The following is a 23,849-nucleotide window of genomic DNA, read 5'->3' on the forward strand; positions in this document are numbered from 1 at the left end:
CAGAGTGTAGAGAGACACTTCTGAAAGTGGACGTTCCGATTTCAGCAATAAAGTATTACGGGATAAGAAATTATGGAGAAGGGGCGCTTAAGCCTTGCGGATAAAGGCTTCGAGCGTTATCGACGGGATTGAAAGACAGGTGCGCTTTGATTGGCGTTGCTCATTTGCGACACCAAATGATGCGAAAAAACAACGAGATGGAAATGCAAAAAATGATTGTTGTTGATTGTTGTTATTAGGGCAATAGATGATTGTTAATAGTGTGAATAATAGAAGTTGCAGACGGCCGCTATACTGTAATTTCTGCTTTCCGAAGCAGACTTTTTCGTTGACGAAAAAGATCTCCAAACCTTTGTCGGCGCGGCTCCCCAGTCGCGCTTTTTTTTGTCTGCGAATAACGTATTCGTGGCCTTGCCTAGTGCGCGGGGGCGGTCCCGTCCGCTTCGTCCCAGTCCGTCGCGACTGACGCACTCCAGTCTTCCATCACATATCGACGCGCGTCCATCGGCGACGACAGCAGGTTCTGCCAGTGATCCCCATGCCACATCGGATCGAAATCAAAGACCGTCGACGTGTCGGCCGTCTGGGCAGGTTGATCTGCCGCTACCTCGGTATGTGAATGGGTGAGCCAGGCAAGGAGTCGGCGAATTTCATTGAACGGCATGGCAACCTCCTGAAGCACATCGCTACTACCGATTTGCATCATGCGATGTCGCATGCATCGCAACCAGTCGGACAAACACTTACGGAAACCAGGATTTAGTTACATTTATGCATCATAGGTGCAAATTTTGCTGTTCCTTGATGTAGATTAAATCCTATTTTCGGTAATTCTGATCCGAAATCTGGGATTCAATGCCGGGTGAGGGTGCTTTTTAATGCGGCAAGCACAAATGTAAAGTTTACTTGACGCCCATTCTCTGTTCCCCGTATAACAACGAAGCCGTATTTCATTGGCTGGTTCTGATTTTTATACCTGTCGGATATTAGCTAATAATGAATACGGGGTTGGTTCGCTTCTGGGCAATGCCTGATCTGGATAAACAACGAGGGAAAACAGGAAATGGAAACCGGTATCGTCAAATGGTTCAACGATGCTAAGGGCTTTGGCTTTATCACGTCGGATGCGGGCGGCGAAGATCTGTTCGCCCACTTCTCGGAGATCCGCGCGGAAGGCTTCAAGTCACTGAAGGAAAATCAGCGTGTGTCTTTCGACATCAAGACCAGCCCGAAGGGCAAGCAGGCGGCAAACATCCAGCCACTGTGAAGCTGCGGTATTGAGTGCAAACGCTCAGCAGTTTTCAGGGAAAACCCTCGCCGAAGTGCGAGGGTTTTTATTTTGAAGTGATGTAATTGGCTGCGTCCGTGGCATTGCCTTCTGTCAGTTCAATAATGCCAGGCAATGCTTGCCGGTAATTTTGACGAAAATCATTTTGCTTTAATCATAGCTACAATTTGCCGGCTAAATCGGTCTCCCAAGCTCGCGTCCAGTTTTGCCGCCGAACCCGGCTACATGGATGCCCGGCGCTTACCTGGTGCATACTTGCCGCACAGCCACGCGTCTCAAACTTTTTCCCTCATGTCTGAACAGTTTTCGCCGGAAGCGGCTCTCGATGTGCCGATCGTCTTTGTCGACCTTGAAACGACCGGGGGCTCCACGAGTGAACATCGTATTACCGAGGTCGGTGTCGTCGAGATCGGGCCGGCCGGCGTGTCGCGCTGGAGCAGTCTGATCGACCCGCAGCAGCCGATTCCATCGTTTATTCAGCAACTCACCGGCATCACGAACGAGATGGTGCGCGGCGCGCCCACGTTCGAGTCGGTCGCGCCGGCGCTGCTCGAGCGTTTGAACGGCAAGCTGTTTGTGGCGCACAACGCGAGTTTCGATCGCGGATTTCTGCGCAGCGAATTTCGTCGCGCCGGACTGGCGTTCGATCCGGACGTGCTGTGCACGGTGCGGTTGTCGCGCGCATTATTTCCGGCCGAAAAACGCCACGGCCTCGACGCGCTCGTCGAACGTCACGCGCTCGTGCCGTCGGACCGTCACCGCGCGCTCGCCGACGCCGATCTGATCTGGCAGTTCTGGCAGCGTCTGCCCACGCTCGTGCCGCTCGATACGTTGCGCGCGCAGATCGAACGCACCACACGGCGTTACCGGCTCGCCGGAGATATCACCGAGGATCTGCTCGACACCGCGCCGGCCGGCTGCGGCGTGTATGCGTTCTATGGCGAAGATGACGCGCCGCTCTACGTCGGGCGCAGCGTGCGAGTGCGCCAGCGATTGCGCTCGCATCTGACGGGCGAACGGCGCTCATCGAAAGATATCCGGCTGGCGCAGCAGGTGCGGCGCGTCGAGTGGCGCTCGACCGGGGGCGAACTCGGGGCGATGCTGGCCGAAGCCCAGTGGATTACGACGTTGCGGCCGGGCCAGAACCGTTTGCCGCGCGTCACGAAGAGCGACCCTGCGGATGCGCCGTGGCCGTTCGACGGCCCCATCGTGTTCGAGGAGCGGGACGACACGCAGCGCGTCTTTCATGTGGTCGACCGATGGCGCTACCTGGGCCATGCGCCGTCGCTCGCACAGGCTGCGCAACTGCATGTGTCGGCGATCGCCGGCGCGTTCGAGCTGTCGACCTATCGCATCTTGCAGAGCCATCTCGCGCGCGGTCTGCGCGTGATGCCGCTGAGCGTGTCGAGCGACACGCCCGAGTCAAGCTTTGCCGCTTGAGGCGCGCGGCCCGCATGCGGGCCGTTGCGTGGAGAGGAGCGGCGGGCGGGGCGGCGGACGAAATCAGCCGGTCGCGCCGACTCCACCCGTTTCGCATACGTGTCCGAGCGCGCGCGTCAGCGCGCCCGAATGGACGGCGTCATAACGCGTTAGCGATTTCCAGTTGGCCAGCGATTGCGCGACGCGCGACGGGCAATCGTCCGCGGTGCGCATCGGTTGGACGCGTGCGAGACCGGCCACCAGCGATTGCGTCAGCTTGTCCAGTTGCGGTCGCGTGCTCGCGGCGAGATCGGGCGCGGGGCCTTGCGGCGGTTGCGTGCTGCGCCATGTGGCGAAGAGCGCATTCTGAACGTCTTTGCTCGCGTCGATCTGATCCTGGAAGAACGCGTGGGCGAATGCCGGATCGACGTTCGCCGCGGCGGCGCGTTTTTCGACATCGGCGAGCAGCGCTTTTTCTCGCGGCGTATCGGTGATCGACTGGTGATTCGCCCATTTCCAGCGTGCAACGGGTTCGGCGAGCGCGAGGCGCTGCGAAACCAGCGCAATCAGGTTGGTGAGTGCGGTGTCGTCGCCATCGGCGAAAGCTGGGGCGGGTGTGACGATGAGCGTGGCAGCCAGCGCGAGCGCGCAGGACATGCCGAGGCGAAGCGAACGATTCATGAGGTGACCTGGCCGGGCGGCCGATGACGGAAAAAACAGAAGGATAAATGATGCCCGGCCCACAACGGGTACGTGCCGCTCAAAACCCGATGTGATGGAAGTTCAGACATGCGCGCCGGAGGAGTGGGCGCACGGAATCGAGCGCGTAAGCCGGTCGGCCCAGCGCTACGGAATGTTCAGACGAGCCGATCCTGCGTCATGACGCGGAAAACGGTCGAATAATGAGGGCGCGAGTATTCGCCACGCGCTGATTGCACGCGCACCGATGCTGCATCGCGCCACTGCCCCGTTACTTCGGATCGCACGACTTACGTTGTTCGTCGAAAAATGCGCGAACGTGCTCCGGCAGTTCGGCACCCAGAAACTCGACGGCCACGGGTTCCGGATCCGGGTAAAAGACTTTATCCGGGGTCGGAATCTTCGGTGGTTTGGCATCCATGATCTTTCTCCTTTACTAACCGATTATCTGCCTCGGTCCCCGCATCGCACCAGTGCGCGATGCAAGTCACTTACTCTCTGTTGCTTTAACGGCACAAGCCAACACTTGAACGGAGGGTTTGAATAAAATTTATCGCTGGCTGTCGCATATGATTGCTCTCGCATCTTCTCGCCAGATCCAGAATCAATCCTTCGCACTCCCCACCGTTTCCCTTCTCCGCCTCTGTGCCGAAGGCGTTTCTGCACACTCGACCGACGCCGTTCCCGCTTTCCATTAACGTTCTCATGTGAATAAATCATGACAACGTTGTGCGCTGCCGCATCGGCAGGATTTTCTACTTCGTCGAGTGAACGTTCGTTATTTGCCGATTGAAACGACTCAGACCTCATTCTTTGTAAACGGCAAATTCCCGCTGACGTTGACGGTGTGAACAATATTTAATGATTTTCTGTACTAATCGACTGTCTGACAGTTGGCTAGCAAACTCATTCACATACTTTTGCGCCAAAACCTCCTCATCGGATGACAGACCTTTAATGACGTTCCGCGCGCCGACAATTGGAGCGGTCATTCGTTTGCGCGCAATTCAATCTCTCTCTACCGCGAGGCTGGACCACTGTCCGCCGGTGCAAGCCGGGTGTCAGCCGCAAACGGTCGTTTAGAACTTGTCCCTGGCCCGCACGGGGCGTCCGCTGCACGCAGCCATTACCAACGCCGAACAACCCGACCGGTAAGCCATTGGGCGTTGCATGCGGCTTGGTGCGTTAGCGCATACAGCCGGCGGCGGCGAACTTATAGGATGCGATTGCCGAGTCGTAAGCGCCGCTGACCGCTCAGCGTGATCCGCCGAACACAAGGCACGTCAGTCAACAGGCAGCCGATACCGCAAAACAGCGGTAGCAGGGCATAAAAGTCTGTCTCGCAAGGTCGTTGCACCAACCTCTTTCTCGCATCAGTGAGCCGCGCCATCGTGCGGTCGGATCCGTTTTGCGCGGCACCGTTTCGTGCCCGTATGCGTTATCGCCTGGGGGGATTCATGCAAAAGATCGACAACCTGACCGGCTTGCGAGCGTTCGCCGCGCTGCTCGTGGTGGTGCATCACTTTGCCGACAACGAGGGCGTGCTGCCGCTCGGGATCGTGCACCTGGTCGACAACTGGGTATGGGGCGTCGACATCTTTTTCGTGTTGAGCGGCTTCATCCTCGCCTACACCTATCTGCCGTCACGCGGCATCGCGTTCGGGTGGGGCGACTATCGGTCGTTTATCGTCAAGCGATTCGCGCGCGTTTATCCGCTGCATCTGGTGACGTTCCTGCTGTTCGTCGGAATGTGGTTCGCCGCGAAGCGCGTCGGACATGAGTTTGCGCACAGCGACGTGGACTACACCGCGCGCACCGCGGTCGAGAACGTGCTTCTCGTGCATGCGTGGGGACTCGACAAGAAGCTCAGCTGGAACTTCGTGTCCTGGTCGATCAGCGCCGAATGGTTCGCCTATCTGTTTCTGTTTCCGCTGTGCGCGAAGGTGTTGAGCCGGGTGTCGCGCGTCACCTGTGGCGTCATCGTGCTCGTCTGCTGGGTGCTGCTGTGCGTCTACTGCTTTCTCTACAACGATGGCGACCTCGGGCTCACCACGTTCGGCGTGCTGCGGATCGTCCCGCAGTTCATCGCCGGCTACTGGCTGTTTCGTTTGCTGAAGACGTGGGAACCCGGCGATGTCCTCATGTGCTGCGGTCTCGTCGCGTTGATGGTGCTGATGTGCCTGTCGACCACGTTGCCGTTCCTGCTCCTGCCATTGATCCTGCTCGTGATCGCGGGCCTCGCCAAAGGCGGGGTGGTCGGCAACGCGTTGTTCGGCAATCGGATCGCCGTGTTTCTCGGCGAAATCTCGTTCTCGATCTATCTGATTCATCCGATCCTGCAAATCGCCTGCAACCAGGTCGTCAGAAGGCTTCATGTGCCGCAGAGCCCGCTCGTTGCGTTGCTGATCCTGCTCGTCGAATTGGGCGTGGTCGTGGCGGGTGGGGCGCTTGGCTATTTCCTCATCGAGGTGCCGGCGCGTCGCGCGATCGTCGCGAGGACGCAGGCGTGGCGCAACAAGGGCGCGGAAACTCAGGAGGAGCCGGCGAGCCCCACAGCGTCCGCGTCCTGAACGTTGCGCCTTGAAGGCCGGGGGCGCTGAGCGAAGTGCTCCCCAATGCGGAGCCGGAAAACAAAAAGCCCAGTCACGAGGACTGGGCTTTTTGCTTGAAACTTGATGGTGCCGGAAAGAGGAATCGAACCCCCGACCTTCGCATTACGAATACTTTTCCATGCACAGGTGAACCGTAAGTATAACAGGAGTGTCTGAGTAGCCATTTACCAGCGAACCGCCAGAATCGAGAAGCCGCGAATGCGTCTGCTATGGATTTCAGACGAAAAGTGGGCCTCTAACGGTCCCGGTCCTTTCGGACGCATTGGTACTTCCCGACCCCGCGAAGCCCGCCACGGCCCGATTTCGGGCCTCGCTGCGCCTTTGGCACCTTGGCCGCTCTTGCCAGCGCGACGACTGGTCCTTGCTGATGCCGAGGTCGATGAGTGTTTCAGTTTCGCTAGAAAACCGGTCGTCTCGGTGGACCGGTTTTTTTAGGCCGACCGCCTTGATCCTTTTCCATCGCGCGCAGCAAATCGCCCGTGCGCAATTCGGCGTGCACACGGCTATTCGCCCGGCAAGGGTGGCGACAGCAGCCGCTCGCGGAAGGCGCGGTAGCTTTCGCACTCCAGCGCCCGCGAGACCTGTTTAACCGGTGGTCTCGATCTGCCGCTAGTGGAGACAGACTCGATCACGTAAGAGAATTCGTCTGCCCCGGTTCGCCAGAGGTGTCCGCGCAGGCCTTCGGGATGCGGCCATCGGCGCGCCTGCGTGGAAATGGTCGTGGGTCAGCGAAGTACCCCGATGCGCGAAATTGAGCCTCGGTGCCGGTCCACGTGATGAACGTGCGGGGCACGCCTTCGGCGGGCGCAGCACCATGAATCCTCGCGATCCACACCTCCCGACCAAAGCCCGCTAGGCAGTCGACGACCCCGCGCTCGATGGCGACGTCCAGACCGGCCCGGCTCGCCAGAATCGACGCATAGCGCGATGTCGAGAATCGTTGAGCCACCGAGCACGCGCTCGCCGTGGCGGTCGAGCGTGTCGACCATGCCAATGCACATCGGCATGGTCATCACAAAAAAATATGGTAAATTTTGCGACTTATTTGCCGTAGCCACTTGGTCCTCGACAGCGGGTGGCACCGCATCTTCCGCCAGCTTTTAGGAGCAGTGTGCAGTGGCATTCGTAAAACCAAATTACTCGAAAGGCCAGGTCAATCGCGCGGGACAGATACTGGCGGCGCCGGAAAAGTACGCAGCGGACGATCAAGCATGGGCGGACGCAGTATTGACCAACTGGCGAGCTTGCCACGGATATCCAATCAACACCTTTCAAGCGACGCTTCGGAACAAGCTTCGGGGAATAGACGCGAAGGCACTCGTCGCGCAACGGATGAAGCGCACCCCTTCGATCGTTTTTAAGCTTCGCCGATTCGAGGATATGAAACTGGCTCGCATGCAGGACATCGGTGGGCTTCGCGCGGTCCTGGATTCTGTGGGCAAGGTTCGGAAACTTGAAGCCGCATATCGAAACGCCAATTTCCAGCATCAGCTGGTGTCTTCCAAGGACTACATCAACGAGCCAAAGCCGGATGGCTATCGTGGCATACATCTGATTTACCGCTACGCAAACGTCCGTGCGCCTGAATACGATGGCCTGGGTGTAGAACTGCAAATGCGCACCCGATTGCAACATGCCTGGGCGACGGCGGTTGAGACGATGGGGACGTTTCTCGGTCAGGCTCTTAAATCCGGTCAAGGCGATCAGGAATGGCGGGAGTTTTTCAGCAAGGCGGGCGCGGCGCTCGCCATTGTGGAAAAGTGCCCCCCTGTGCCTGGATTTGAAGGGAAGGCGAGCGCGGAGGTGTACGCAGAGCTTGCCGAGGCCGAACACCGCCTTCGTGTGCTTGAAAAACTGAACGGCTTCGCCATTGCCGCTGACAAGATCACCAGTGAGCGTGGACAAGGCGCGTACCACCTGATCATCCTCGATTCCGCGAAGCGCGCCGTCTTTCTCCGTCCATACCCGATCTCACGGTTGGAGCAGGCGAACTTGGACTACGCGGAAATCGAGAAGCGCACAAATGCAGGAGAGCCTATCGAAGCCGTCCTAGTGTCCGCCGGGCCGATTGACGCACTTCGCAAGGCGTATCCGAACTACTTTCTTGATACCCAAGCATTCGTTGCGCAAATCTCCAAGGTGATTGCGCAGGTTGGATAGGAGCGATTGCCTATAAGGAAAGCCCCGCCGAAGCGGGGCCTGTAGACTTGCGTGCCTACTTGCTCTTGCCCGCGTGCGTCGCCGTGCCCACAGTGGTTGCCGCCGAGAATCCGCCCCGCAACACGAGCGTCGGATTCGCCACTACCACCGCGAGCCGCGTCTCGGTAAGGATCGTGACGAGGTTGCGCCGGAAGTTGTCGGCGTCCTCGCGGCTGATCTCGAGCACCACGCCCTGCCGCAGCGCGATGTATGCGCCCTGCGGCGTCGCGGCGGCGACATAGCTGCCTTGCGGGATCGCTGCGACCGGCACGAACGTCGCCCCGAGCACACCGGCCAATGGCACCAGCGGGTTCATCAGGTATGCGCCGCTCGCGTCCTTCATGGTTGCCATACCGATCACGTCGAGCGGGTTCAGGCCGACCACGACACGCGTCGCGCCCTGCGCCACCAGCGTGGCGACCGCGATCAGGATCGTGTCGAGCTTGTTGTCACCGCCTGCGCCGTCAAGCGCGGTGCCGGCCGTGATCAGCCCGGTCAGGTGACCCGGTGCGCCGTTGCCGTCGAGCACCTCGGCATCAACCTTCGTCTGCAGCCCCTCGCGCATCTGCACGTCAATGAAGGACTGCAGCGCGGGTTCGTCATCGAGCACCTGCTTCGAGGCGATGATCCAGTGCGCGATCGTGCAGACCGGGAACAGCGTGTCGGTCAGCCCGAGCGTGCTCTGCGCCTTGAGCGTGCCCTCGGGGTACTGGTAGTCGGCATTGTTGGCGAGTTCGCCGCCGATCGCCTGCACCGCGCTCGCGGTGGTCGGCAGCGACACGAGGCTCGACCAGAAGCGCGGCAGCACCAGCGGCGGCACGAGAATCTGCTGCGCCTGACCGGGGAAGGTCTGGTTCGTGACCGGCGCAAGGTCGGCCTTCAGGTCGTAGTCGTCGAAGGCTGCGCGTACGGTGCGTGGCCCGTTGCCACCGGCCCACTGGGTGAGCAGGTTCGACTTCGCGGCCAGCGCGCCGAGCGAGGTGCCGCGTGCGCCGCTGCCAATGCGCCGGCCCTCGTCGATGCCGCCGTACTTCTGCCCGAGGTCGAGCAGGTTCGTTTCGATTCCCTGCATCCGTTCGGTCATGGCCTTGTCGCGATCCGCGAACGCCTGCATGACCATCTGCTTCATTTCACTCATGTCCATTTCGGACTCCGTTTCGATTCTCCTGCGTCGGCGGTTTCGGTCGGCGTGGACGGGTTCAGCATCGCGCAGAGCCACGGCGCGCAGCCAGCGCGTCACTGCAAAACGGATCGCACAGCATCACGCAGGCATCCGCACGGCCAGTTTTCGCCGTTAGTCGTTGCTGCTCAGAAGTACCGGCCGGCCGGTGTTTCGTCATCGGTCGGTCCCGGGGCCATCTCGATACCCGCTCGCGCCGCTGGTGTCATGCCGAACTCGCGGCACATGCGCACGTACATCAGCATCGCGCGGTTCGCAATGCCCACCAGCGGATTCTGGATCGCGTTACCCAGCGCCGTCCTGATGATCAGGCCGTGCGTGGTCGCGTCGCGCTCGCCCATCTTCGCCAGCGCGTTCTCCGCGCGCACCCAGCGCCCGTACAGCACGCACACCGCCGCGAGCGGCCCGCGATCGAGCGCGGTGATCATGCCGAGCCCCGCGAACTCCCTGGCGATGCGCCGCCACTCGGTGAAGGCGATCAGGTCTCGCCGCACGTGCGCCGGCGCGTCCGGCATCTTCGCGCCCGGCGTCAGCGTTTTGCGCGGCTGCCGGTCGGCGCGAAACGTGCCGTCGACAACGTGCAGCGCGGTTGGTTTCCGTGGGCGTGCCATGTTCGACCCCCTGTAATCCGTTTTGCCGTTTTGCAAACAAATGTTGGAGGGGGGTGCTGGGCGAATCGACTTTCGACATTTGACCCGCCCCACCGCCTCGCCTTCGCCTCGAGCCGCGACTGCTTCGCTATCCGAACGTTATCGCTCGCGAGGATGCGAGGCAAGCGCTCAGTTCAGCGTGCGCGGGCCGCTGGCGGGCTGGACGTCCTCGCAGTCGGCGAGCAGGCCGATCACGTTCGCGGTGATCTCACCAAGCGCATACATGCCGGCCGCACGCAGCTGCGCATCGTCGCGGCAGAATTTCAGCACTTCCGGCACGCTCACATAGCCCGGCACGTTCGCTGGTCCGCTCAGTGAGAGGGCGGTGGTGCGCTGCCGTCCGAACGCGAGCAGCAGCGAATCGTTTGCCCGTACTACTTCGATCGAGTGCATGACGGTCATGCAGTAGCTGCGCATCTCGTCGGCGCTCCCGACACGCAGACGGCCACCGGTCCCCGCGAGTTCGCGCATCCCCTGGTGCAGACGCGTGAGCACGTCGAGCGCATAACGTTCGGTGTCGCTGTATTTGCTGAGGTGTGTGCTCATGTCTGTCTCCGTTTCTATTTGCGGGCAAGCCATCAAATAGGACTGTCGCCGTCGAACTTCGCCCTCACTGCGCCCATGAAATCGTTCATGGACTGCCGCTGGACAGTCTCAATTCTCATGCAGTGCTCCCACGCATCACGCTCGATCAGCGCCTCGATCTCTTCACGCACACGCTCACGAAGGTCGCGCGGGTCCATCGCATCGAGTTCCCAGCACTGGTCGCCGTACATGCGCTTGTACCACTGGTGACGCGGATCGTTCGCCTTCGAGTCGGTCGCGAATCCAGGCAACGCCGGGTGCTTCACGTCGTCCGAGGTAAGCGCTATTCGCTTCAGGATGTAATTGCGGTCTTCGAACGGAATCGGCCACATACGGCCATTCGCGCCGTAGCGGTCGAGCCGGTCAGGCAGATCGACTTCCGACATGTGCATGCCGCTCGGATCGAAGTCGCCGATGTATAGCAGGTGGGTCGGCTTCATCGCGCTCCGGATCTCGTCAGCGATATCGTGCACAGTTGTGGCAGACCCGTATCCGTGCAGCACGCGAAAGGTCACGCCCAGTTCATCGAGCACGGGCGCAATCGTGCCGCGTACGGTGCCCTTCTCGCTGATCACCTCGACGTGAAACGGCTGGTCATTCCAGTAATCGAGCCGGTACCCGAGCACTGCGGCGTTCATGATCTGCATGGGGTTATCCCATTGCTGTGCGCGTTCCGGGCGACGGGTCTCGTCAACGATCCATTCCCATTCGACATGCCCGCTTTCGCGCGCCCGCGTGAGCAGCGACGACACCTTGTTGGTGCTCGTCTTGGCCATGTTCGGGATCAGTCCTATCGTGAACAGCTTGTAGCAGACTGCCCGAACGGTCGCAGGATGGATTGTTTCGAGTATGTTGATCGCGGCATCACGGATAACCTTCGACGCTTCGTGCAGTCCGCGGCCCATGATATTCGCCTCCTTGCGAAACGTGGTTGTCTAGATAAACAAGGTTAAGTGTTAGCAAGTTATACAGTTTCGTAAGCATTGCTAACCTGATAAACCAAAGTAACGTACTTAAACAAATAGACACTACTAACTCTACTAACTACTACCTACTACTACTTCTGTTTTTCCTATTGCTGCTCGGCTTCGATGATCTGCCGACCGATCTCGCTGAGCGACAGCACGCCCATCGGTCGGCGCACGAGCCCAGCTTCGAGCAGGCGCGAGACCATCTTCGAGACGGCGGCACTGCTTACCTTGAGCGCCTTCGCGATCTGGCTCTGGAAGCCTGCACCCTGCGCGATCACGCGCAGGTAGGCCAGCTGCTCGTTGCTCACCATCGCGTCGGCATCACACATGAAGCGGAATTGCAGGTCGTCACCGAGGCGCAGCAGAAGGCGGCTGTCGGCCACATCGCGTCCGGTCATGTGCAGCACGCGCCGGTCGTCGGCCTCCTTGCGCAGCACGAAGAGGGCGTCCGCGCCGCCCGCCACGGCCGTCGATCCGCCGATCTGCGCATAGACGTCACCAAGGTCGCTTTTCGTTGTGTGCCCCACGGCGATGATTGCCATCGCCCGTTCGTTGGCCTCCCGTGCGAGGAATGCGAGTTCGCTGCCTTCCTGTTCGTATTGATCCTGCCTGCGGTCGAGCGGCGCACGAAACTTCGCCCACACGTCGACGACAAGCATCCTGACCGGCATCCTGTCGAGCGCCTCGGTAAGCGCATTCTGATTGCCGCGCTTCCAGTCGAAGGACCACGCGAGGTTCGGTATATGCGAGGTGTCGATCCCGGCGCGCGTGAGGCGGTCATGCACGCGCCAGCGGGCGTTCTCGATATCGATGTACCAGCAGCGGCCCGCATCCACCTCGCGGCCCCACAGCGGCTTGCCGCTCGCCACCGCAACGGCCATCTGCAGGGCCAGCAGACTCTTACCGCCTTTCGGTCGGCCGGCGACGTAGATGAGCCCGCATGGCAGCAGGCCGTCGATCACGAACTTCGGACGCACGGGTGGTGTGGCGATCAGGGTTTCGGTCATCACGATCTCCGGGGTCCAGATTTCGGGCGCTTTGGTCTTGCCGTTCGGCTTTGCCTCCCCGTGACCATTGGGCTTCGCGCGGCGCGCTTCAGCGCGCTCGCGGCCGGCCTTGCTGAAGTCGTCGCGTGCTGCGGCCTGCTCATATTCGTCGGGGTCGATGAACGACGCGGTCATAGCTCACCCCGCGCAGCCTGCTCACGCAGCCACAGGCGCGCGGCCTCGACCACGTTCGCCGTGACCCACTCGCGATGTTCGATCCACCGCGCGGGCGTCAGCGTACGCTCGCAGCGGGCCAGTTCGCGTTCGATCATGGCTTCGACGCGCACGCGCAGCAGTTGCGCGCGGGAATGTTTCGCACTACGATCGGCGCATGCCGTCAGCGGCATGTCCAATGATCTTCCGCCCGCCTCGCGCGGGCTTTTTTCTGCCTGCATCATGACGGCCTCCGGTCACGCGGTTTCATCGTCCCGCAACGTAGTCACACGTGTGGACCTCGGCTTGACGGGTTCGACCGGTGCATAAGGCGCTTCGGTTGTCGCTCTGGCGAGAACGCGCGAATCCTCCCGCTTCATTTCGACGATGGCGTTGAAGAGGGCCACCGGCTGGTCGGTCACGATGCGCTTGCCGACGACGAACAACAGGCCGAGGTCCATGAGTTCGCGTTTGCGGTGACCGGAGACATAGGTGCGCCCCGACTGCTCGGACTGGAACAGCGGTTCGCCATAGGTCGCGCACCACGATTGTTCCCCGCCATACATATCGAGCAGGAGCTTGCGGGTTACTTCTTCCATCACATCCTCCAATGGTCACTGGTGGTTCGTTGCCAATACTGGCGGGCGTCCAGACCTGCCAATGGATGTGATGGTGGTCAAAAAAAAAGACCGGAACTTAGGTCCGGTCTCGTTTACTTCATGGGATGGGGTGGCTACGCGACCCTTTCACTCTCGGGTGGCGCTTCGTCGTCGGCATGTGGTGGTGGCCACGGGATGTCCCTCACAACCTCGCGGGCCTTCGTCTCGCTCATGCCAAGTGTCTTGCTGATGTGCGTGAACAGTTCGTTCTTCGTAACCTTGTGATGCGGGAGCGCCGCGCGGCGGTGATACTCGCTCACCCATAGCGCGCGCACCTTTTCAGTTTTGGCTTCGCTATACCGGTTGCCGTCGCGCTGCAATTGTTTCGTGTCGATCTTCTGGAAGCCGTCCCGAAGCGGTTCCTCAAAGGCCGTGAGCACCTTATGGATAACTTCATGGTTCCGTACACGCATGGCCAGGCGCAACGGAGCGGGCGGTTCGTTGCCAAGTACCGCCTTGAAGTTATCAACCAATACCTGCTCAAGTTCGGCCACTGCGACGAATATGGCCGCGTCGATAATGGTCATCCCGATTTTTTCGCGCGTGCCGATGCTGGCATCGGTCAACCAGACTTCGGGGAGCGGATACGGCGCCGTTTTTTCCTTCTTCATGCGATGTCTCCCATGACGCGCTCCACGATGGCCCGCTTACTGTCGATGGTCAGATGGCTATACCTTCGCGTCACATCTAATTGCTTATGTCCGAGCGTCGCAGCCACGTCGAGCAGCGACGCGCCGTTCTGGGCGAGGTAGCTTGCGCAGGTATGCCGCAGGTCGTGGAACTTGAAGTCAGTCAGGTGCGCGTCACGCACGGCGGTCGACCATGAGCGGTTGATGGTGAACGCACGGTCAGGGTCGCCCACGCGCGCGAAGAGCAGGGCCTCGCGAACCTTCGGCTTGCCGAAGCGGCGGATTTCCTCGATGACGGCGGGCGTGAGCGGCAGCATGCGCGGCTCGTCGTTCTTCGACAGGCGCACGTAAGCTGTCGCGCGGTCGAGGTCGAGGTCGAGGTCCGAATAGCGCAGGCGCAGCAGTTCCGACTTGCGCGCGCCCGTCGTGATGCCCATCAGTACAAGCAAATAAAGCCGGTTCCATGTCGACAAGCGGCAAACGGCCAGCAGGCGTTTGCGCTCGGCGTCGTCCAGAAAGCGCACGCGCTCGTTGTTCATCGTCAGCCCGGGTACCTCGCGGCACGGGTTCGTCCAGCCCTTGGGCATCAGGCGGCGGGTTTTTGCAAAACCGAGGACGGCGGAAAGCACGGCCTTTGCCTTGTTGATCGAGCCGGGTTTCGGTAGGCCGAGTTCGCGATAGAGCATCGCGCCGTTGTCATCCTTGCCGATGAAGCGTCGCACAGGCGTGGCGGCCCAATCGTCAAGCGCATCGGCTACGGCGTCGCCGTCCACATCGCACGCAATCCAGCCATCAAGGTATTGGGTCCAGCGGCGGACAATCTGAGCGCGTGACGGATCGCGGCCTTGATAGGCGGCTTCGTAAGCGGAGGCAAGTTCGGAGAAGGAGATTCGCCGCCTGTCCGGCGCACCGATGGCGCGAACAGGGGCGATTTCGTAGGCGGTTGCAGATGAAGCGCGAACGATTTTACGGCTTGACGTGGACATAACAGACCCCATGAGAGCAACGCATTCGTTTGCTGTACATGGGGGCGTGGAAGCCTCGCCAGTATTGGTTTTGGTGCCGGAAAGAGGAATCGAACCCCCGACCTTCGCATTACGAATGCGCTGCTCTACCGTCTGAGCTATTCCGGCATCAGGAGAAACGAGATTATAGGGACTTCCGTATCGATCTGACAAGCCCCTATAAGCATTTTTTTATTTCGAGATCACTTTTTCGCTTCGAGGTGATAACGGGTCACGCGATCGACCTCGTTCTTCGAGCCGAGGAACACAGCGACGCGCTCGTGCAGGCTCTTCGGCTGGATGTCGAGAATGCGCTTCTCGCCGTTGGTTGCAGCGCCGCCCGCCTGCTCGACGATGAACGCCATCGGATTCGCTTCGTACATCAGACGCAGCTTGCCCGGCTTGTCCGGCGTGCGCTTGTCGGCCGGGTACATGAACACGCCGCCGCGGTTCAGGATACGGTGCACGTCGGCGACCATCGACGCGATCCAGCGCATGTTGAAGTCGGCCTGACGCGAACCTTCCTTGCCGGCCTTCAGCTCGCCGATGTACTGCTGAACCGGCGGGTACCAGTGACGCTCGTTCGACGCGTTGATCGCGTACTCACGCGTTTCGACCGGAATGCGCATGTCGCTTTGCGTGAGCACCCACGAACCGAGTTCGCGATCGAGCGTGAAACAGTTCACGCCGTTGCCGGTGGTCAGCACCAGCACGGTTTGCGGGCCGTACACCGCGTAGCCCGCGGCGACCTGCTGGGTACCCGGCTGCAGGAACGACTGTTCGGTGGGCTGATGACCGTCCGGGCAGCGCAGCACCGAGAAGATCGTGCCGATCGACACGTTGACGTCGATGTTCGACGAGCCGTCGAGCGGATCGAACACGAGCAGGTATTCGCCCTTCGGATAGTTGGCCGGAATCGGGAAGAACTGTTCCATTTCCTCCGACGCCATGCCGGCGAGATTACCGCCCCATTCGTTCGCTTCGAGCAGGATTTCGTTCGACAGGATGTCGAGTTTCTTCTGCACTTCGCCTTGCACGTTCTCGCTGCCCGCCGAGCCGAGAGCATCGCCGAGCGCGCCCTTGCTGACGTGATAGCTGATCGCCTTGCAAGCACGCGCGACGACTTCGATCAACAGGCGCAGGTCGGCGGGCAGATTGTTGGTCTCGCGCTGCTGCTCGATCAGGTACTTCGAGAGAGTGGTACGACGTTGCAAAGACATTGCTGTACTCCGGAGAGGCAAAAAGAATATTGGGATTTTAACCGGTCGACGTGTCGGCTCCGTGCTTTGGGCCGCGTAGCGCGTCGGATGCCGGCATCGGGTGACGACGAGGGCGGCGCGCCGCGCTGTGCAAGCGGGTGTGGCGCGCCGCCTGCGGTTACGCAAAAAAAGCCGGCCACGCGTGCCGGCTTCTTTTCAGAACGGATCGGACGGTTGGGGGCCGCGTGGCGTGGCGCGGAGCAGAGCGGGGCACCGCACCCGCTCTGCTCCCGCACTTGTCACTTACCTGCGAGTCACCCCAGCGCTTTCTCGACGATCTCGCGCACATCGCGCGATTTCACCTGCGCGGCGACCTTCTCGAGCGCCGCGCGCATCCGGTCGCGCAGCGCCGGCGTGAAGCGGCGCCACAGTTCGAGCGAGCGCGCGAGGCGGGCAGCCACCTGCGGATTGAGCGAGTCGAGCGCGATTACCTGGTCGGCCCAGAACGCGTAGCCCGAGCCGTCTTCGGCGTGGAACTGCGCGGGATTGGCCGCGCAGAAGCTGAAGATCAGCGAACGCGCGCGATTCGGGTTTTTCAGGTTGAACGCCGGATGCGTCATCAGCCTGCGCACCGTGTCGATCACCGGCTGCTGCGCGCTGCCGCGCTGCGTGGCCTGCAGTGCGAACCATTTGTCGATGACAAGCGGCTCGTTCTCGAAGCGGCGATAGAAGTCGTCGAGCGCGTGCTGCGCATCGGGGCTGCCGCCTTGCTGGGCGCCAGCGTTGAGCAACGCGGAGAGGGCCGCCGCGCGGTCGGTCATGTTGTTCGCGGTTTCGTACTGCGCGGCCGCGAGGCGCACCGCGTCGGCGGGATTGTCGAGCTCGGTCAGGTACGACAGCGCGAGATTCTTCAACGCGCGATGACCCGCCGCCTCCGGCGTCGCTTTATACGCGCCCGGCGTGCGATGCTGCTCGTAGACCTTCAGCCAGTCGTCGTGCAGCGCATTGGCGAGGCGTTTGCGCACGAACTGCCGTGCCGCGTGGACCGCCGCCGGATTCGATTCGGCCATCTGCTCGGCCAGATAGGACTCGGACGGCAGCATCAGCGCGAGCTCGCGGAATGCCGGCGACAACGTCTCATCAGTCAGCACGCGCGCGAACGCGGCGACCACCGAGTCGTCGAGTTGCAGCGCCGAGCCCTTGGCCGCGCGCGCGGCAAGCGCGAGCAGCTCGCGCGTCGCGAGCCGCTGGCCGGCTTCCCAGCGGTTGAACGGATCACTGTCGTGCGCGAGCAGGAATGCGAGCTGGTCGGCGGTGTAGTCGTATTCGACGATCACCGGCGCCGAGAAATTGCGCAGCAGCGACGGCAGCGGCTCCTCGGCGACGTCGACGAACGTGAAGGTCTGCTCGGTCTGCGTGAATTCGAGCACGCGCGTGGTCGACGCGGACGGGGTCGTCTCGCCGTCGAGTTGCAGCAGCAGGTCGCGGCCGTCCTTGCCGATCAGGCCGATCGCGAACGGAATCAGCAGCGGTCCCTTCTGCGTTTCGCGCGCGGCCGGCGCGACCTCGCCGTAGCCCTGGCGCAGCGTCACGCTGTAGCGCCGTTGCGCGGCGTCGTAGCGTGTGCGTACCGACACGCGCGGCGTGCCGGCCTGGCTATACCAGCGCTCGAACTGCGCGAGGTCGCGGCCGTTCGCGTCGGCGAGCGCGTGACGGAAGTCGTCGCAGGTCACGGCCTGGCCGTCGTGGCGCTGGAAGTACAGGTCCATGCCCTTGCGGAAGCCGTCGCGGCCGAACAGCGTCTGATACATCCGGACGACTTCCGAGCCTTTCTCGTAGACGGTCATCGTGTAGAAGTTGTTGATCTCGACGTAGCTTTCCGGGCGCACCGGATGCGCCATCGGACCCGCGTCTTCGGCGAACTGCATCTGCCGCAGCACGCGCACGTCTTCGATGCGCTTGGTCGCGCGCGCGGCCTCGTCGCTGTTGCCGCCGCCGGCGGCCATGTCGGCCGAGAATTCCTGGTCGCGGAATACCGTCAGCCCTTCCTTCAGGCTCAGCTGGAACCAGTCGCGGCAGGTCACGCGATTGCCGGTCCAGTTATGGAAATACTCGTGGCCGACCACTGCCTCGATGTTCGCGAAGTCGGTGTCGGTCGCGGTTTCGGGGTTCGCCAGCACGTACTTCGTGTTGAAGATGTTGAGCCCCTTGTTCTCCATCGCGCCCATGTTGAAGTCGCTGACCGCGACGATCATGAAGCGGTCGAGATCGAGTTCGAGCCCGAAGCGCCGTTCGTCCCACTGGATCGAATGGATCAGCGAATCCATGGCGTGACGGGTCTTGTCGAGATCGTGCGGCTCGACCCACACCTGCAGCAGTTTTTCCTTGCCCGAGCTGGTCTTCACGCGCTCTTCGAGCGCGACCAGCTTGCCCGCGACCAGCGCGAACAGATAGCTCGGTTTCCTGAACGGATCTTCCCAGCGCGCGAAATGGCGGCCATCCGGCAGGTCGCCTTCTTCAAGCAGATTGCCGTTCGACAGCAGCACCGGATAGTCGGCTTTGCTCGCGCGCAGCGTGACCGTGAAGCTCGCCATCACGTCCGGACGATCGAGGAAGTAGGTGATGCGGCGAAAGCCCTCGGCTTCACACTGCGTAAAGAAGTTGCCGCTCGATACGTACAGGCCCGACAGCGTGGTGTTGTCCGCGGGGTTGCAGAGGCTCGTGAGCGTCAGCTCGAAGCTGTCCGGCACGTTGTCGAGCAACAGGCCGTGCTCGTGCGGATGCGCGTTGGCGAACGGCTTGCCGTCGATTTCTGCGCTCACGAATTCGAGCTGTTCGCCCATCAGTTCGAGGTGCGCGGCGCGCGACGCCTCCGGGTTGCGGCGCACGCGCATCGTATTCCTGACGACCGTGCGGTCGGGGACCAGATCGAATTCCAGCGCGACGGTGTCGATCAGGAAGGCGGGCGGCGCGTAGTCGGCGCGGCGGATCACATTGGGCGTTGCGGTATCGGCCATGGCGTTCAGTGGTGGAGGATTCGAGCGATAGTCGAGTGGCCGCGCGCTAGCGGCGCGCGAGCCGGGTTTGTCGAGCCATTGTACAAAGCCTCGGGCGATCCGTGCGGAGGGAAGCGGGGCGGGGGGAAGGTAGCGGGTGAGCCGGCACGAGCGCGTCGACCGCGCGCAGCGACAAGAACCTTTTACCGACTCACGCGGTCAGCGTATTATCGGGCGCCGCGCGCGACGGCAAGCGGACGACGGCAGTCGGCGCGGCGTCGTCCGTGGGTCACGTCCCGTCATGGGAATAAGCGCGGTCCCCGTGCGTTTAACTGAACACGTTCAATCAAAGCAATCCGGGGCTTTACGAAGCTTCACGAGGTAGACCATGAACATCGATCGATGGACCCGCCGCATCGCGCTGCTGTTCGTTGCGCTGACGGCGCTGCTGTCCGGTTGCACGACCTACGTGACGACCCAGGTCACCGCGTTCTCGGCGTGGAGCGGCAGCGACGCAACCCGCACTTATGCGTTCACGCGGCGCGACGATCAGCAGAACAATCTGGAACTGAGCGCGTACGAGCGGATCGTCGCCAATGAACTCGCGGTGCATTCGTTCCGCGAAGTCGCGCGCAATGACGCGCGCTATCTGGTCGAACTCGCGTATGGAATCCGCTCGGACATCGTGACGGTCGCCGAGCCGGTCTACTACAACCCGTGGCCCGGTCCGTACTGGGGTCGTCGGCCGTTCGATCCGTGGGGCCCGTGGGGGCCATTCCCGGCGACCTACGTGAACCAAAGCTATCCGGTGTTCACGCATCTGCTCGGCGTGCGGATCACCGAGCGCGCGAGCGGCAACGAGGTCTACAACGTGACGGCGCGCAATTTCGGCGGCGAGTCGTCGCTGGTGCGGGCAATGCCTTATCTCGCGCGTAGCGCGCTGGCCGATTTCCCGCTGGCCAACGGCGCCGTGCATACGGTGAAAATTCCGGCCGGCGGCGCGGGGCCCGGCGTCAACGAGGTGTCGCTGCCGGCTGCTACGCCGGGCGGCGCGTCGGCGCCGGCGGCTGCGTCGGGGGCGAAAGCCGGGCAGTAACCGGGTAGTAGATCGTGTAGCAGGTGGCGTCGTTGGCAGGAGTTGACGTCATACGGCAAAACGGCCCGGCAGGGATGACCTGCCGGGCCGTTTTGTTTGCGCCGAGCGGCGCGTGCTGAGTACTGCCTACCGCGCAACGCGGCCGTGAGACCAGGTTGCCGGCGAGTCGTCTACGTCGCCAACGTCGCCCGCGAGTCGCCCCCGAGCCGAAGCAACCCCCGCCGCCGCCCCGCCTAGATCCCCATCCCGAACAACGCCATCGCGCCGAGCACGACGAACATCACGGCCGCAATGCCATGCACGAGCTTCGTCGGCAGACGATGCGCGAAGCGGTCGCCGAGCAGGATCGCCGGTACGTTGGCGATCATCATGCCGAGCGTCGTGCCGGCCACCACGCCGAAGAAATCGTGAAAGCGCGCGGCGAGCGCGATCGTCGCGATCTGCGTCTTGTCACCCATCTCGGCGATGAAAAACGTCACGAGCGTCGTGCCGAACACGCCGAGGTGCGTGCGGTTGGTGTTGGCTTCCTCGTCGTCGAGCTTGTCGGGCACGAGGATCCACAAGCCCATGCCGATGAACGACGCGGCCAGCGCCCAGCGCATGACGGTCGGGGTCAGCATCGAACCGAGCCAGGCGCCGAGCGCGCCGGCGCCCGCGTGATTGATCAGCGTCGCCGCGAGCACGCCGAGAATGATCGGCACCGGCTTGCGATAGCGCGCGGCCAGCACGAGCGACAGCAGTTGCGTCTTGTCGCCGATCTCGGCGAGCGCGACCGCGCCGGTCGAAATGAGAAAAGCTTGAGTCACGTTGAATGGATTCCTCGGGCCAGATGTGAACGAGCGACGACCCACGACACGCCGGGCCCTGTTGCGGCATGTGTGGATCATCGGTCTCGCCAGGCCAGAGGCTGCGTCTGCCATGGCCATGCTGGCCAAGTCTGTTGACAGGCGCCCCCGCGTCACCCGCGCGACACACCGGCAAGGCGGTGCGGACAGGCTGCGGGGCGGCTACTCCCCAATGAGGGGCGGAGTATAACAGGCCGATGCGAGCGGGTGCCGCAAATGTCGCGCGGCGGGTGCGCCGGGATCGTGCCGGGCTTGCGCCGGGTTGTGCCGGCGCAAGCCAGCTTGCACCGAGTCGTGCCGGGTTTGCGCGGATAACCCGATCAACGGTTGAAGCGGTTTGTAACACTCGCACGGAAAGTTAAATGAAAGTTTCGCGTATCGCGCGCAAGTTTTGAGCGCTCACGAGCAGGAAAAATCGTTGCGAAAAAGCTCGCGATCCGAAAGCGGCGAGTCTCCAATAATCGTCCGGCGAAACCCCGCAAGCGCCGGTCCACGCGCCGTCGTCGGCTTTTTTGTCAATTCGTCTGACACTCTGTTGTTTTGGCGGCGCCGATACAGATGGATACGTCTTTTCTGGCTGATTTAATCCACAATATTCAGTATTATTCCGCCCACAAAAGGAGCCTGCGGGTCAAGATCAGACTAATTGTCAAAGGCGCCTAAATAATCGGGGCCAATTGCCGATAATCCTAAATCCTTATAAGACGACAGGTCGATCCCGGCTGGAAACCTCCCGATCCGCGCGGCGCTGCTCGCTGTGACGGCGGTGTATTCCGTCAGGCGTTTGAGCCTCTTTCCGTTTCTACCCGCGGTTTCTACGCGCGAACACCGTATGCCCGATCTGCACTGGACCATTCCGGTCGGTCGCTGGTCTAGCTGGCCGGCTACTGCATCTGCCGCACCCGATATCGGCTTTATCGAGCCGATCGTGCGGCGGCGTCTCAGCACGCTGTCCAAAGTGGCGCTCAAGGTCGCGCACGACTGTGTCGCGCAGGAACCGGTGTGCGTGGTGTTCGCGTCGCGTCACGGCGAGTTGCGCCGCACCACCGACATCCTGCGTTCGATCAGCGCCGGCGAGCCGGTCTCGCCGACCGCGTTCAGCCTGTCGGTGCTGAATGCGATGACCGGCGTGTTCGGCATCGCGCGCGGCGACCGCTCGGCGGCGAGCGCGGTGTCGGCCGGCGCCGAGACGCTCGGCTATGCGCTGCTCGAAGCCTATGCGCAGTATCAGACGCAGGCACAGACGCAAACCGCCACGCCGGTGCTGCTCGTGTACGCCGACGAACCGGCCGATCTCGCATACGGCACGATCGAAGACGAAGTGCAGGGCGGCGCGATCGCGTTGCTGCTGGACAAGGACGCGGCGGCTGGGCACATCGTGTGCTCTCTCACGCGCGGGCAGCCGCGGGACGACGCGCAGGGCGATACCCGCACCGCCGCCGACTCCGCCGCCAGCTTCCCCACCCAAAGCCAGGCGCTGCTGCATTGCCTCGAAACCGGCCAGCCCGCGTGCTGGCAACGCGCCGGTGTGCGCTGGCACTGGAGGTGGCATGACCGCGCGGCTTGATTACCTGTGGCGCCTGTGCGCGACCGGCATGGCTTTCGTCGTGTTCGGCGTGTGCGGCGTGCTGTTCTCGGTGCTGGTGTTTCCGCTCGCGTCGTTGTGGCCGCATCGGGCGTCGCGGCAGCGCGCGGTGACCGCCGTGATCCACGGGTTTTTTCGCGCGCTCGTCGCGGTGTTGCAGCGCGTCGGCGTGATGACGCTGGACGTGCAGGGCGCGCAGGCATTGCGCGCGGGCGCTCCGGCGGTCGTCGTCGCCAATCATCCGACCTATCTCGACGTGATGGTCCTGCTGTCGCTGACGCCGCGCGCCTGCTGCGTCGTGAAGAACGCGCACTGGCGCAACCCGTGTTTTTGGGGCATTGTGCGTGCCGCCGAATACGTGAGCAACGCGGACGCCACCGAACTCGTCGACGCGGGCGCGCAGCAGCTCGCGGCCGGCTATACGATGATCATTTTTCCCGAGGGCACACGCAGTCCCGCGCCGAACCGGCTGCACGCGTTCTCGCGCGGCTTCGCGCATATGGCGCTGAAGGCCGGCGCGCCGATCGTGCCGGTGCTGATGGATTGCGATCCGCCCGCGTTCACGCGGCAGATGCGCTGGTACGACGTGCCGGCGCGCGCGTTCCGGATGCGCGTGAACGTGCTCGCGCCGCTTGGCGTCGACGAACTCGCGGCCGCCGACACGACCCCGGCCATCGCGGCGCGCAGCGTCACGCATGCCGTCGAAGCCCACATTACCCAGCACCTGTTCGATTATGGATTCTTTAAAACTGGAAATTAAAAAGCTTCTGATCGAAGCACTCGATCTCGAAGACCTGAGCCCCGCCGATATCGACGACGACGCACCGTTGTTCGGTCCCGACGGCATCGGTCTCGACTCGATCGATGCGCTCGAAATCGGCATCGTGCTGCGCAAACAATACCAACTGACCATCGCGGCGAACGACGAACGCACGCGCGAGCACTTTCGCTCGATCAGCACGCTGGCCGCGCTGGTCGAGAGTCAGCGCGAAGCGGCGCAGGCTGCGAACGAAACCACCAGGAAGGGGGAATAA

General features: G+C 62.1%; 23 protein-coding genes, 1 tRNA gene and 1 riboswitch. Of the genes, 8 read left to right on the forward strand and 16 right to left on the reverse strand.

Annotated features, from left to right (window positions below):
• Positions 1 to 415: 415 nt before the first annotated feature.
• Positions 416 to 664 carry a hypothetical protein gene (locus HHL14_RS00825; protein WP_169496275.1) on the reverse strand — a complete coding sequence of 83 codons (249 nt, stop codon included), beginning with the start codon at positions 662 to 664 and terminating at the stop codon, positions 416 to 418.
• A 399-nt stretch (positions 665 to 1,063) separates the two neighbouring features.
• Here HHL14_RS00825 and HHL14_RS00830 point away from each other — a divergent pair, with 399 nt between their 5' ends.
• Together HHL14_RS00830 and HHL14_RS00835 are read left to right on the forward strand one after the other, a co-directional pair.
• Positions 1,064 to 1,267 (forward strand): cold-shock protein, encoded by a 204-nt coding sequence (locus tag HHL14_RS00830; protein ID WP_169495696.1) that lies wholly within the window; start codon positions 1,064 to 1,066, stop codon positions 1,265 to 1,267.
• Positions 1,268 to 1,579: 312 nt separating this feature from the next.
• The gene (locus HHL14_RS00835; protein ID WP_169495697.1) at positions 1,580 to 2,728 is read left to right on the forward strand and encodes an exonuclease domain-containing protein; all 1,149 of its coding nucleotides are present in this window, start codon (positions 1,580 to 1,582) and stop codon (positions 2,726 to 2,728) included.
• Positions 2,729 to 2,791: 63 nt separating this feature from the next.
• Here the strand turns inward: HHL14_RS00835 and HHL14_RS00840 are convergent, their stop codons facing one another.
• Together HHL14_RS00840 and HHL14_RS00845 are read right to left on the reverse strand one after the other, a co-directional pair.
• Positions 2,792 to 3,388 (reverse strand): chorismate mutase, encoded by a 597-nt coding sequence (locus HHL14_RS00840; RefSeq protein ID WP_169495698.1) that lies wholly within the window; start codon positions 3,386 to 3,388, stop codon positions 2,792 to 2,794.
• A 289-nt stretch (positions 3,389 to 3,677) separates the two neighbouring features.
• Positions 3,678 to 3,827 carry a hypothetical protein gene (locus tag HHL14_RS00845; RefSeq protein ID WP_008921206.1) on the reverse strand — a complete coding sequence of 50 codons (150 nt, stop codon included), beginning with the start codon at positions 3,825 to 3,827 and terminating at the stop codon, positions 3,678 to 3,680.
• Between the two features lie 1,036 nt (positions 3,828 to 4,863).
• On the opposite strand from HHL14_RS00845, the gene HHL14_RS00850 reads away from it, so the two are divergent.
• Both HHL14_RS00850 and HHL14_RS00855 read left to right on the forward strand, forming a co-directional pair.
• The gene (locus HHL14_RS00850; RefSeq protein WP_169495699.1) at positions 4,864 to 5,976 is read left to right on the forward strand and encodes an acyltransferase family protein; all 1,113 of its coding nucleotides are present in this window, start codon (positions 4,864 to 4,866) and stop codon (positions 5,974 to 5,976) included.
• A 1,158-nt stretch (positions 5,977 to 7,134) separates the two neighbouring features.
• Positions 7,135 to 8,178, forward strand: a complete 1,044-nt coding sequence (locus HHL14_RS00855) for a RelA/SpoT domain-containing protein (protein WP_169495700.1) — start codon at positions 7,135 to 7,137, stop codon at positions 8,176 to 8,178.
• Between the two features lie 55 nt (positions 8,179 to 8,233).
• Here the strand turns inward: HHL14_RS00855 and HHL14_RS00860 are convergent, their stop codons facing one another.
• The 12 genes from HHL14_RS00860 to pepN form a co-directional block, all read right to left on the reverse strand.
• Positions 8,234 to 9,361 carry a phage major capsid protein gene (locus HHL14_RS00860; RefSeq protein ID WP_169495701.1) on the reverse strand — a complete coding sequence of 376 codons (1,128 nt, stop codon included), beginning with the start codon at positions 9,359 to 9,361 and terminating at the stop codon, positions 8,234 to 8,236.
• 164 nt (positions 9,362 to 9,525) lie between these two features.
• Positions 9,526 to 10,008: a phage terminase small subunit P27 family gene (locus HHL14_RS00865; RefSeq protein WP_169495702.1), complete on the reverse strand. Its 483-nt coding sequence runs from the start codon at positions 10,006 to 10,008 to the stop codon at positions 9,526 to 9,528.
• A 168-nt stretch (positions 10,009 to 10,176) separates the two neighbouring features.
• Positions 10,177 to 10,593 carry a hypothetical protein gene (locus HHL14_RS00870; protein WP_169495703.1) on the reverse strand — a complete coding sequence of 139 codons (417 nt, stop codon included), beginning with the start codon at positions 10,591 to 10,593 and terminating at the stop codon, positions 10,177 to 10,179.
• Positions 10,594 to 10,625: 32 nt separating this feature from the next.
• Complete coding sequence (locus HHL14_RS00875) at positions 10,626 to 11,537, reverse strand: hypothetical protein (protein WP_169495704.1); 912 nt, start codon at positions 11,535 to 11,537, stop codon at positions 10,626 to 10,628.
• 167 nt (positions 11,538 to 11,704) lie between these two features.
• On the reverse strand, positions 11,705 to 12,784 hold the full coding sequence (locus tag HHL14_RS00880; protein ID WP_169495705.1) for an AAA family ATPase: 1,080 nt from the start codon (positions 12,782 to 12,784) through the stop codon (positions 11,705 to 11,707).
• Positions 12,781 to 13,047 (reverse strand): hypothetical protein, encoded by a 267-nt coding sequence (locus HHL14_RS00885; RefSeq protein WP_169495706.1) that lies wholly within the window; start codon positions 13,045 to 13,047, stop codon positions 12,781 to 12,783. The genes HHL14_RS00880 and HHL14_RS00885 overlap by 4 nt, the downstream gene beginning before the upstream one ends.
• Before the next feature lie 12 nt (positions 13,048 to 13,059).
• Positions 13,060 to 13,401 carry a hypothetical protein gene (locus HHL14_RS00890; RefSeq protein WP_169495707.1) on the reverse strand — a complete coding sequence of 114 codons (342 nt, stop codon included), beginning with the start codon at positions 13,399 to 13,401 and terminating at the stop codon, positions 13,060 to 13,062.
• Between the two features lie 134 nt (positions 13,402 to 13,535).
• Positions 13,536 to 14,072: a hypothetical protein gene (locus HHL14_RS00895; protein ID WP_169495708.1), complete on the reverse strand. Its 537-nt coding sequence runs from the start codon at positions 14,070 to 14,072 to the stop codon at positions 13,536 to 13,538.
• Entirely contained in the window at positions 14,069 to 15,076 is a 1,008-nt protein-coding gene (locus HHL14_RS00900) for a tyrosine-type recombinase/integrase (protein ID WP_169495709.1), read from the reverse strand. Before HHL14_RS00900 ends, HHL14_RS00895 begins: the two co-directional genes overlap by 4 nt.
• A gap of 71 nt (positions 15,077 to 15,147) precedes the next feature.
• A tRNA-Thr gene (locus tag HHL14_RS00905) sits at positions 15,148 to 15,223 on the reverse strand.
• Between the two features lie 74 nt (positions 15,224 to 15,297).
• A complete protein-coding gene (locus HHL14_RS00910; RefSeq protein WP_169495710.1) occupies positions 15,298 to 16,314 on the reverse strand; it encodes a class 1 fructose-bisphosphatase in 1,017 nt (338 codons plus the stop codon).
• A gap of 293 nt (positions 16,315 to 16,607) precedes the next feature.
• Positions 16,608 to 19,310, reverse strand: a complete 2,703-nt coding sequence (gene pepN, locus HHL14_RS00915) for an aminopeptidase N (RefSeq protein ID WP_169495711.1) — start codon at positions 19,308 to 19,310, stop codon at positions 16,608 to 16,610.
• A gap of 367 nt (positions 19,311 to 19,677) precedes the next feature.
• Between pepN and HHL14_RS00920 the strand changes: the two genes are divergently transcribed.
• Positions 19,678 to 20,385: a DUF4136 domain-containing protein gene (locus tag HHL14_RS00920; RefSeq protein WP_169495712.1), complete on the forward strand. Its 708-nt coding sequence runs from the start codon at positions 19,678 to 19,680 to the stop codon at positions 20,383 to 20,385.
• A 233-nt stretch (positions 20,386 to 20,618) separates the two neighbouring features.
• Here HHL14_RS00920 and HHL14_RS00925 read toward each other — a convergent pair whose 3' ends face one another.
• Positions 20,619 to 21,191 (reverse strand): TMEM165/GDT1 family protein, encoded by a 573-nt coding sequence (locus HHL14_RS00925; RefSeq protein ID WP_169495713.1) that lies wholly within the window; start codon positions 21,189 to 21,191, stop codon positions 20,619 to 20,621.
• Between the two features lie 11 nt (positions 21,192 to 21,202).
• Positions 21,203 to 21,413: riboswitch (yybP-ykoY riboswitch) on the reverse strand.
• A 649-nt stretch (positions 21,414 to 22,062) separates the two neighbouring features.
• Here HHL14_RS00925 and HHL14_RS00930 point away from each other — a divergent pair.
• From HHL14_RS00930 to HHL14_RS00940, 3 genes are read left to right on the forward strand one after another with little or no spacing between them, the layout of a single operon-like run.
• Complete coding sequence (locus HHL14_RS00930) at positions 22,063 to 22,797, forward strand: beta-ketoacyl synthase chain length factor (protein WP_169495714.1); 735 nt, start codon at positions 22,063 to 22,065, stop codon at positions 22,795 to 22,797.
• On the forward strand, positions 22,781 to 23,575 hold the full coding sequence (locus tag HHL14_RS00935; protein ID WP_169495715.1) for a lysophospholipid acyltransferase family protein: 795 nt from the start codon (positions 22,781 to 22,783) through the stop codon (positions 23,573 to 23,575). The genes HHL14_RS00930 and HHL14_RS00935 overlap by 17 nt, the downstream gene beginning before the upstream one ends.
• Positions 23,550 to 23,849: a phosphopantetheine-binding protein gene (locus HHL14_RS00940; RefSeq protein WP_169495716.1), complete on the forward strand. Its 300-nt coding sequence runs from the start codon at positions 23,550 to 23,552 to the stop codon at positions 23,847 to 23,849. Before HHL14_RS00935 ends, HHL14_RS00940 begins: the two co-directional genes overlap by 26 nt.

The organism is Paraburkholderia antibiotica (assembly GCF_012927125.1).
Taxonomy (GTDB): domain Bacteria; phylum Pseudomonadota; class Gammaproteobacteria; order Burkholderiales; family Burkholderiaceae; genus Paraburkholderia; species Paraburkholderia antibiotica.

Coding starts and splice junctions, on each gene's coding strand:
- HHL14_RS00850 (WP_169495699.1), top strand. CDS start 4,864: ATGCAAAAGATCGACAACCTGACCGGCTTGCGAGCGTTCGCCGCGCTG.
- HHL14_RS00885 (WP_169495706.1), bottom strand. CDS start 13,047: ATGATGCAGGCAGAAAAAAGCCCGCGCGAGGCGGGCGGAAGATCATTG.
- HHL14_RS00845 (WP_008921206.1), bottom strand. CDS start 3,827: ATGGATGCCAAACCACCGAAGATTCCGACCCCGGATAAAGTCTTTTAC.
- HHL14_RS00935 (WP_169495715.1), top strand. CDS start 22,781: ATGACCGCGCGGCTTGATTACCTGTGGCGCCTGTGCGCGACCGGCATG.
- HHL14_RS00825 (WP_169496275.1), bottom strand. CDS start 664: ATGCCGTTCAATGAAATTCGCCGACTCCTTGCCTGGCTCACCCATTCA.
- HHL14_RS00870 (WP_169495703.1), bottom strand. CDS start 10,593: ATGAGCACACACCTCAGCAAATACAGCGACACCGAACGTTATGCGCTC.
- HHL14_RS00835 (WP_169495697.1), top strand. CDS start 1,580: ATGTCTGAACAGTTTTCGCCGGAAGCGGCTCTCGATGTGCCGATCGTC.
- HHL14_RS00875 (WP_169495704.1), bottom strand. CDS start 11,537: ATGGGCCGCGGACTGCACGAAGCGTCGAAGGTTATCCGTGATGCCGCG.
- pepN (WP_169495711.1), bottom strand. CDS start 19,310: ATGGCCGATACCGCAACGCCCAATGTGATCCGCCGCGCCGACTACGCG.
- HHL14_RS00940 (WP_169495716.1), top strand. CDS start 23,550: ATGGATTCTTTAAAACTGGAAATTAAAAAGCTTCTGATCGAAGCACTC.
- HHL14_RS00900 (WP_169495709.1), bottom strand. CDS start 15,076: ATGTCCACGTCAAGCCGTAAAATCGTTCGCGCTTCATCTGCAACCGCC.
- HHL14_RS00840 (WP_169495698.1), bottom strand. CDS start 3,388: ATGAATCGTTCGCTTCGCCTCGGCATGTCCTGCGCGCTCGCGCTGGCT.
- HHL14_RS00865 (WP_169495702.1), bottom strand. CDS start 10,008: ATGGCACGCCCACGGAAACCAACCGCGCTGCACGTTGTCGACGGCACG.
- HHL14_RS00895 (WP_169495708.1), bottom strand. CDS start 14,072: ATGAAGAAGGAAAAAACGGCGCCGTATCCGCTCCCCGAAGTCTGGTTG.
- HHL14_RS00930 (WP_169495714.1), top strand. CDS start 22,063: ATGCCCGATCTGCACTGGACCATTCCGGTCGGTCGCTGGTCTAGCTGG.
- HHL14_RS00910 (WP_169495710.1), bottom strand. CDS start 16,314: ATGTCTTTGCAACGTCGTACCACTCTCTCGAAGTACCTGATCGAGCAG.
- HHL14_RS00880 (WP_169495705.1), bottom strand. CDS start 12,784: ATGACCGCGTCGTTCATCGACCCCGACGAATATGAGCAGGCCGCAGCA.
- HHL14_RS00860 (WP_169495701.1), bottom strand. CDS start 9,361: ATGGACATGAGTGAAATGAAGCAGATGGTCATGCAGGCGTTCGCGGAT.
- HHL14_RS00830 (WP_169495696.1), top strand. CDS start 1,064: ATGGAAACCGGTATCGTCAAATGGTTCAACGATGCTAAGGGCTTTGGC.
- HHL14_RS00890 (WP_169495707.1), bottom strand. CDS start 13,401: ATGGAAGAAGTAACCCGCAAGCTCCTGCTCGATATGTATGGCGGGGAA.
- HHL14_RS00920 (WP_169495712.1), top strand. CDS start 19,678: ATGAACATCGATCGATGGACCCGCCGCATCGCGCTGCTGTTCGTTGCG.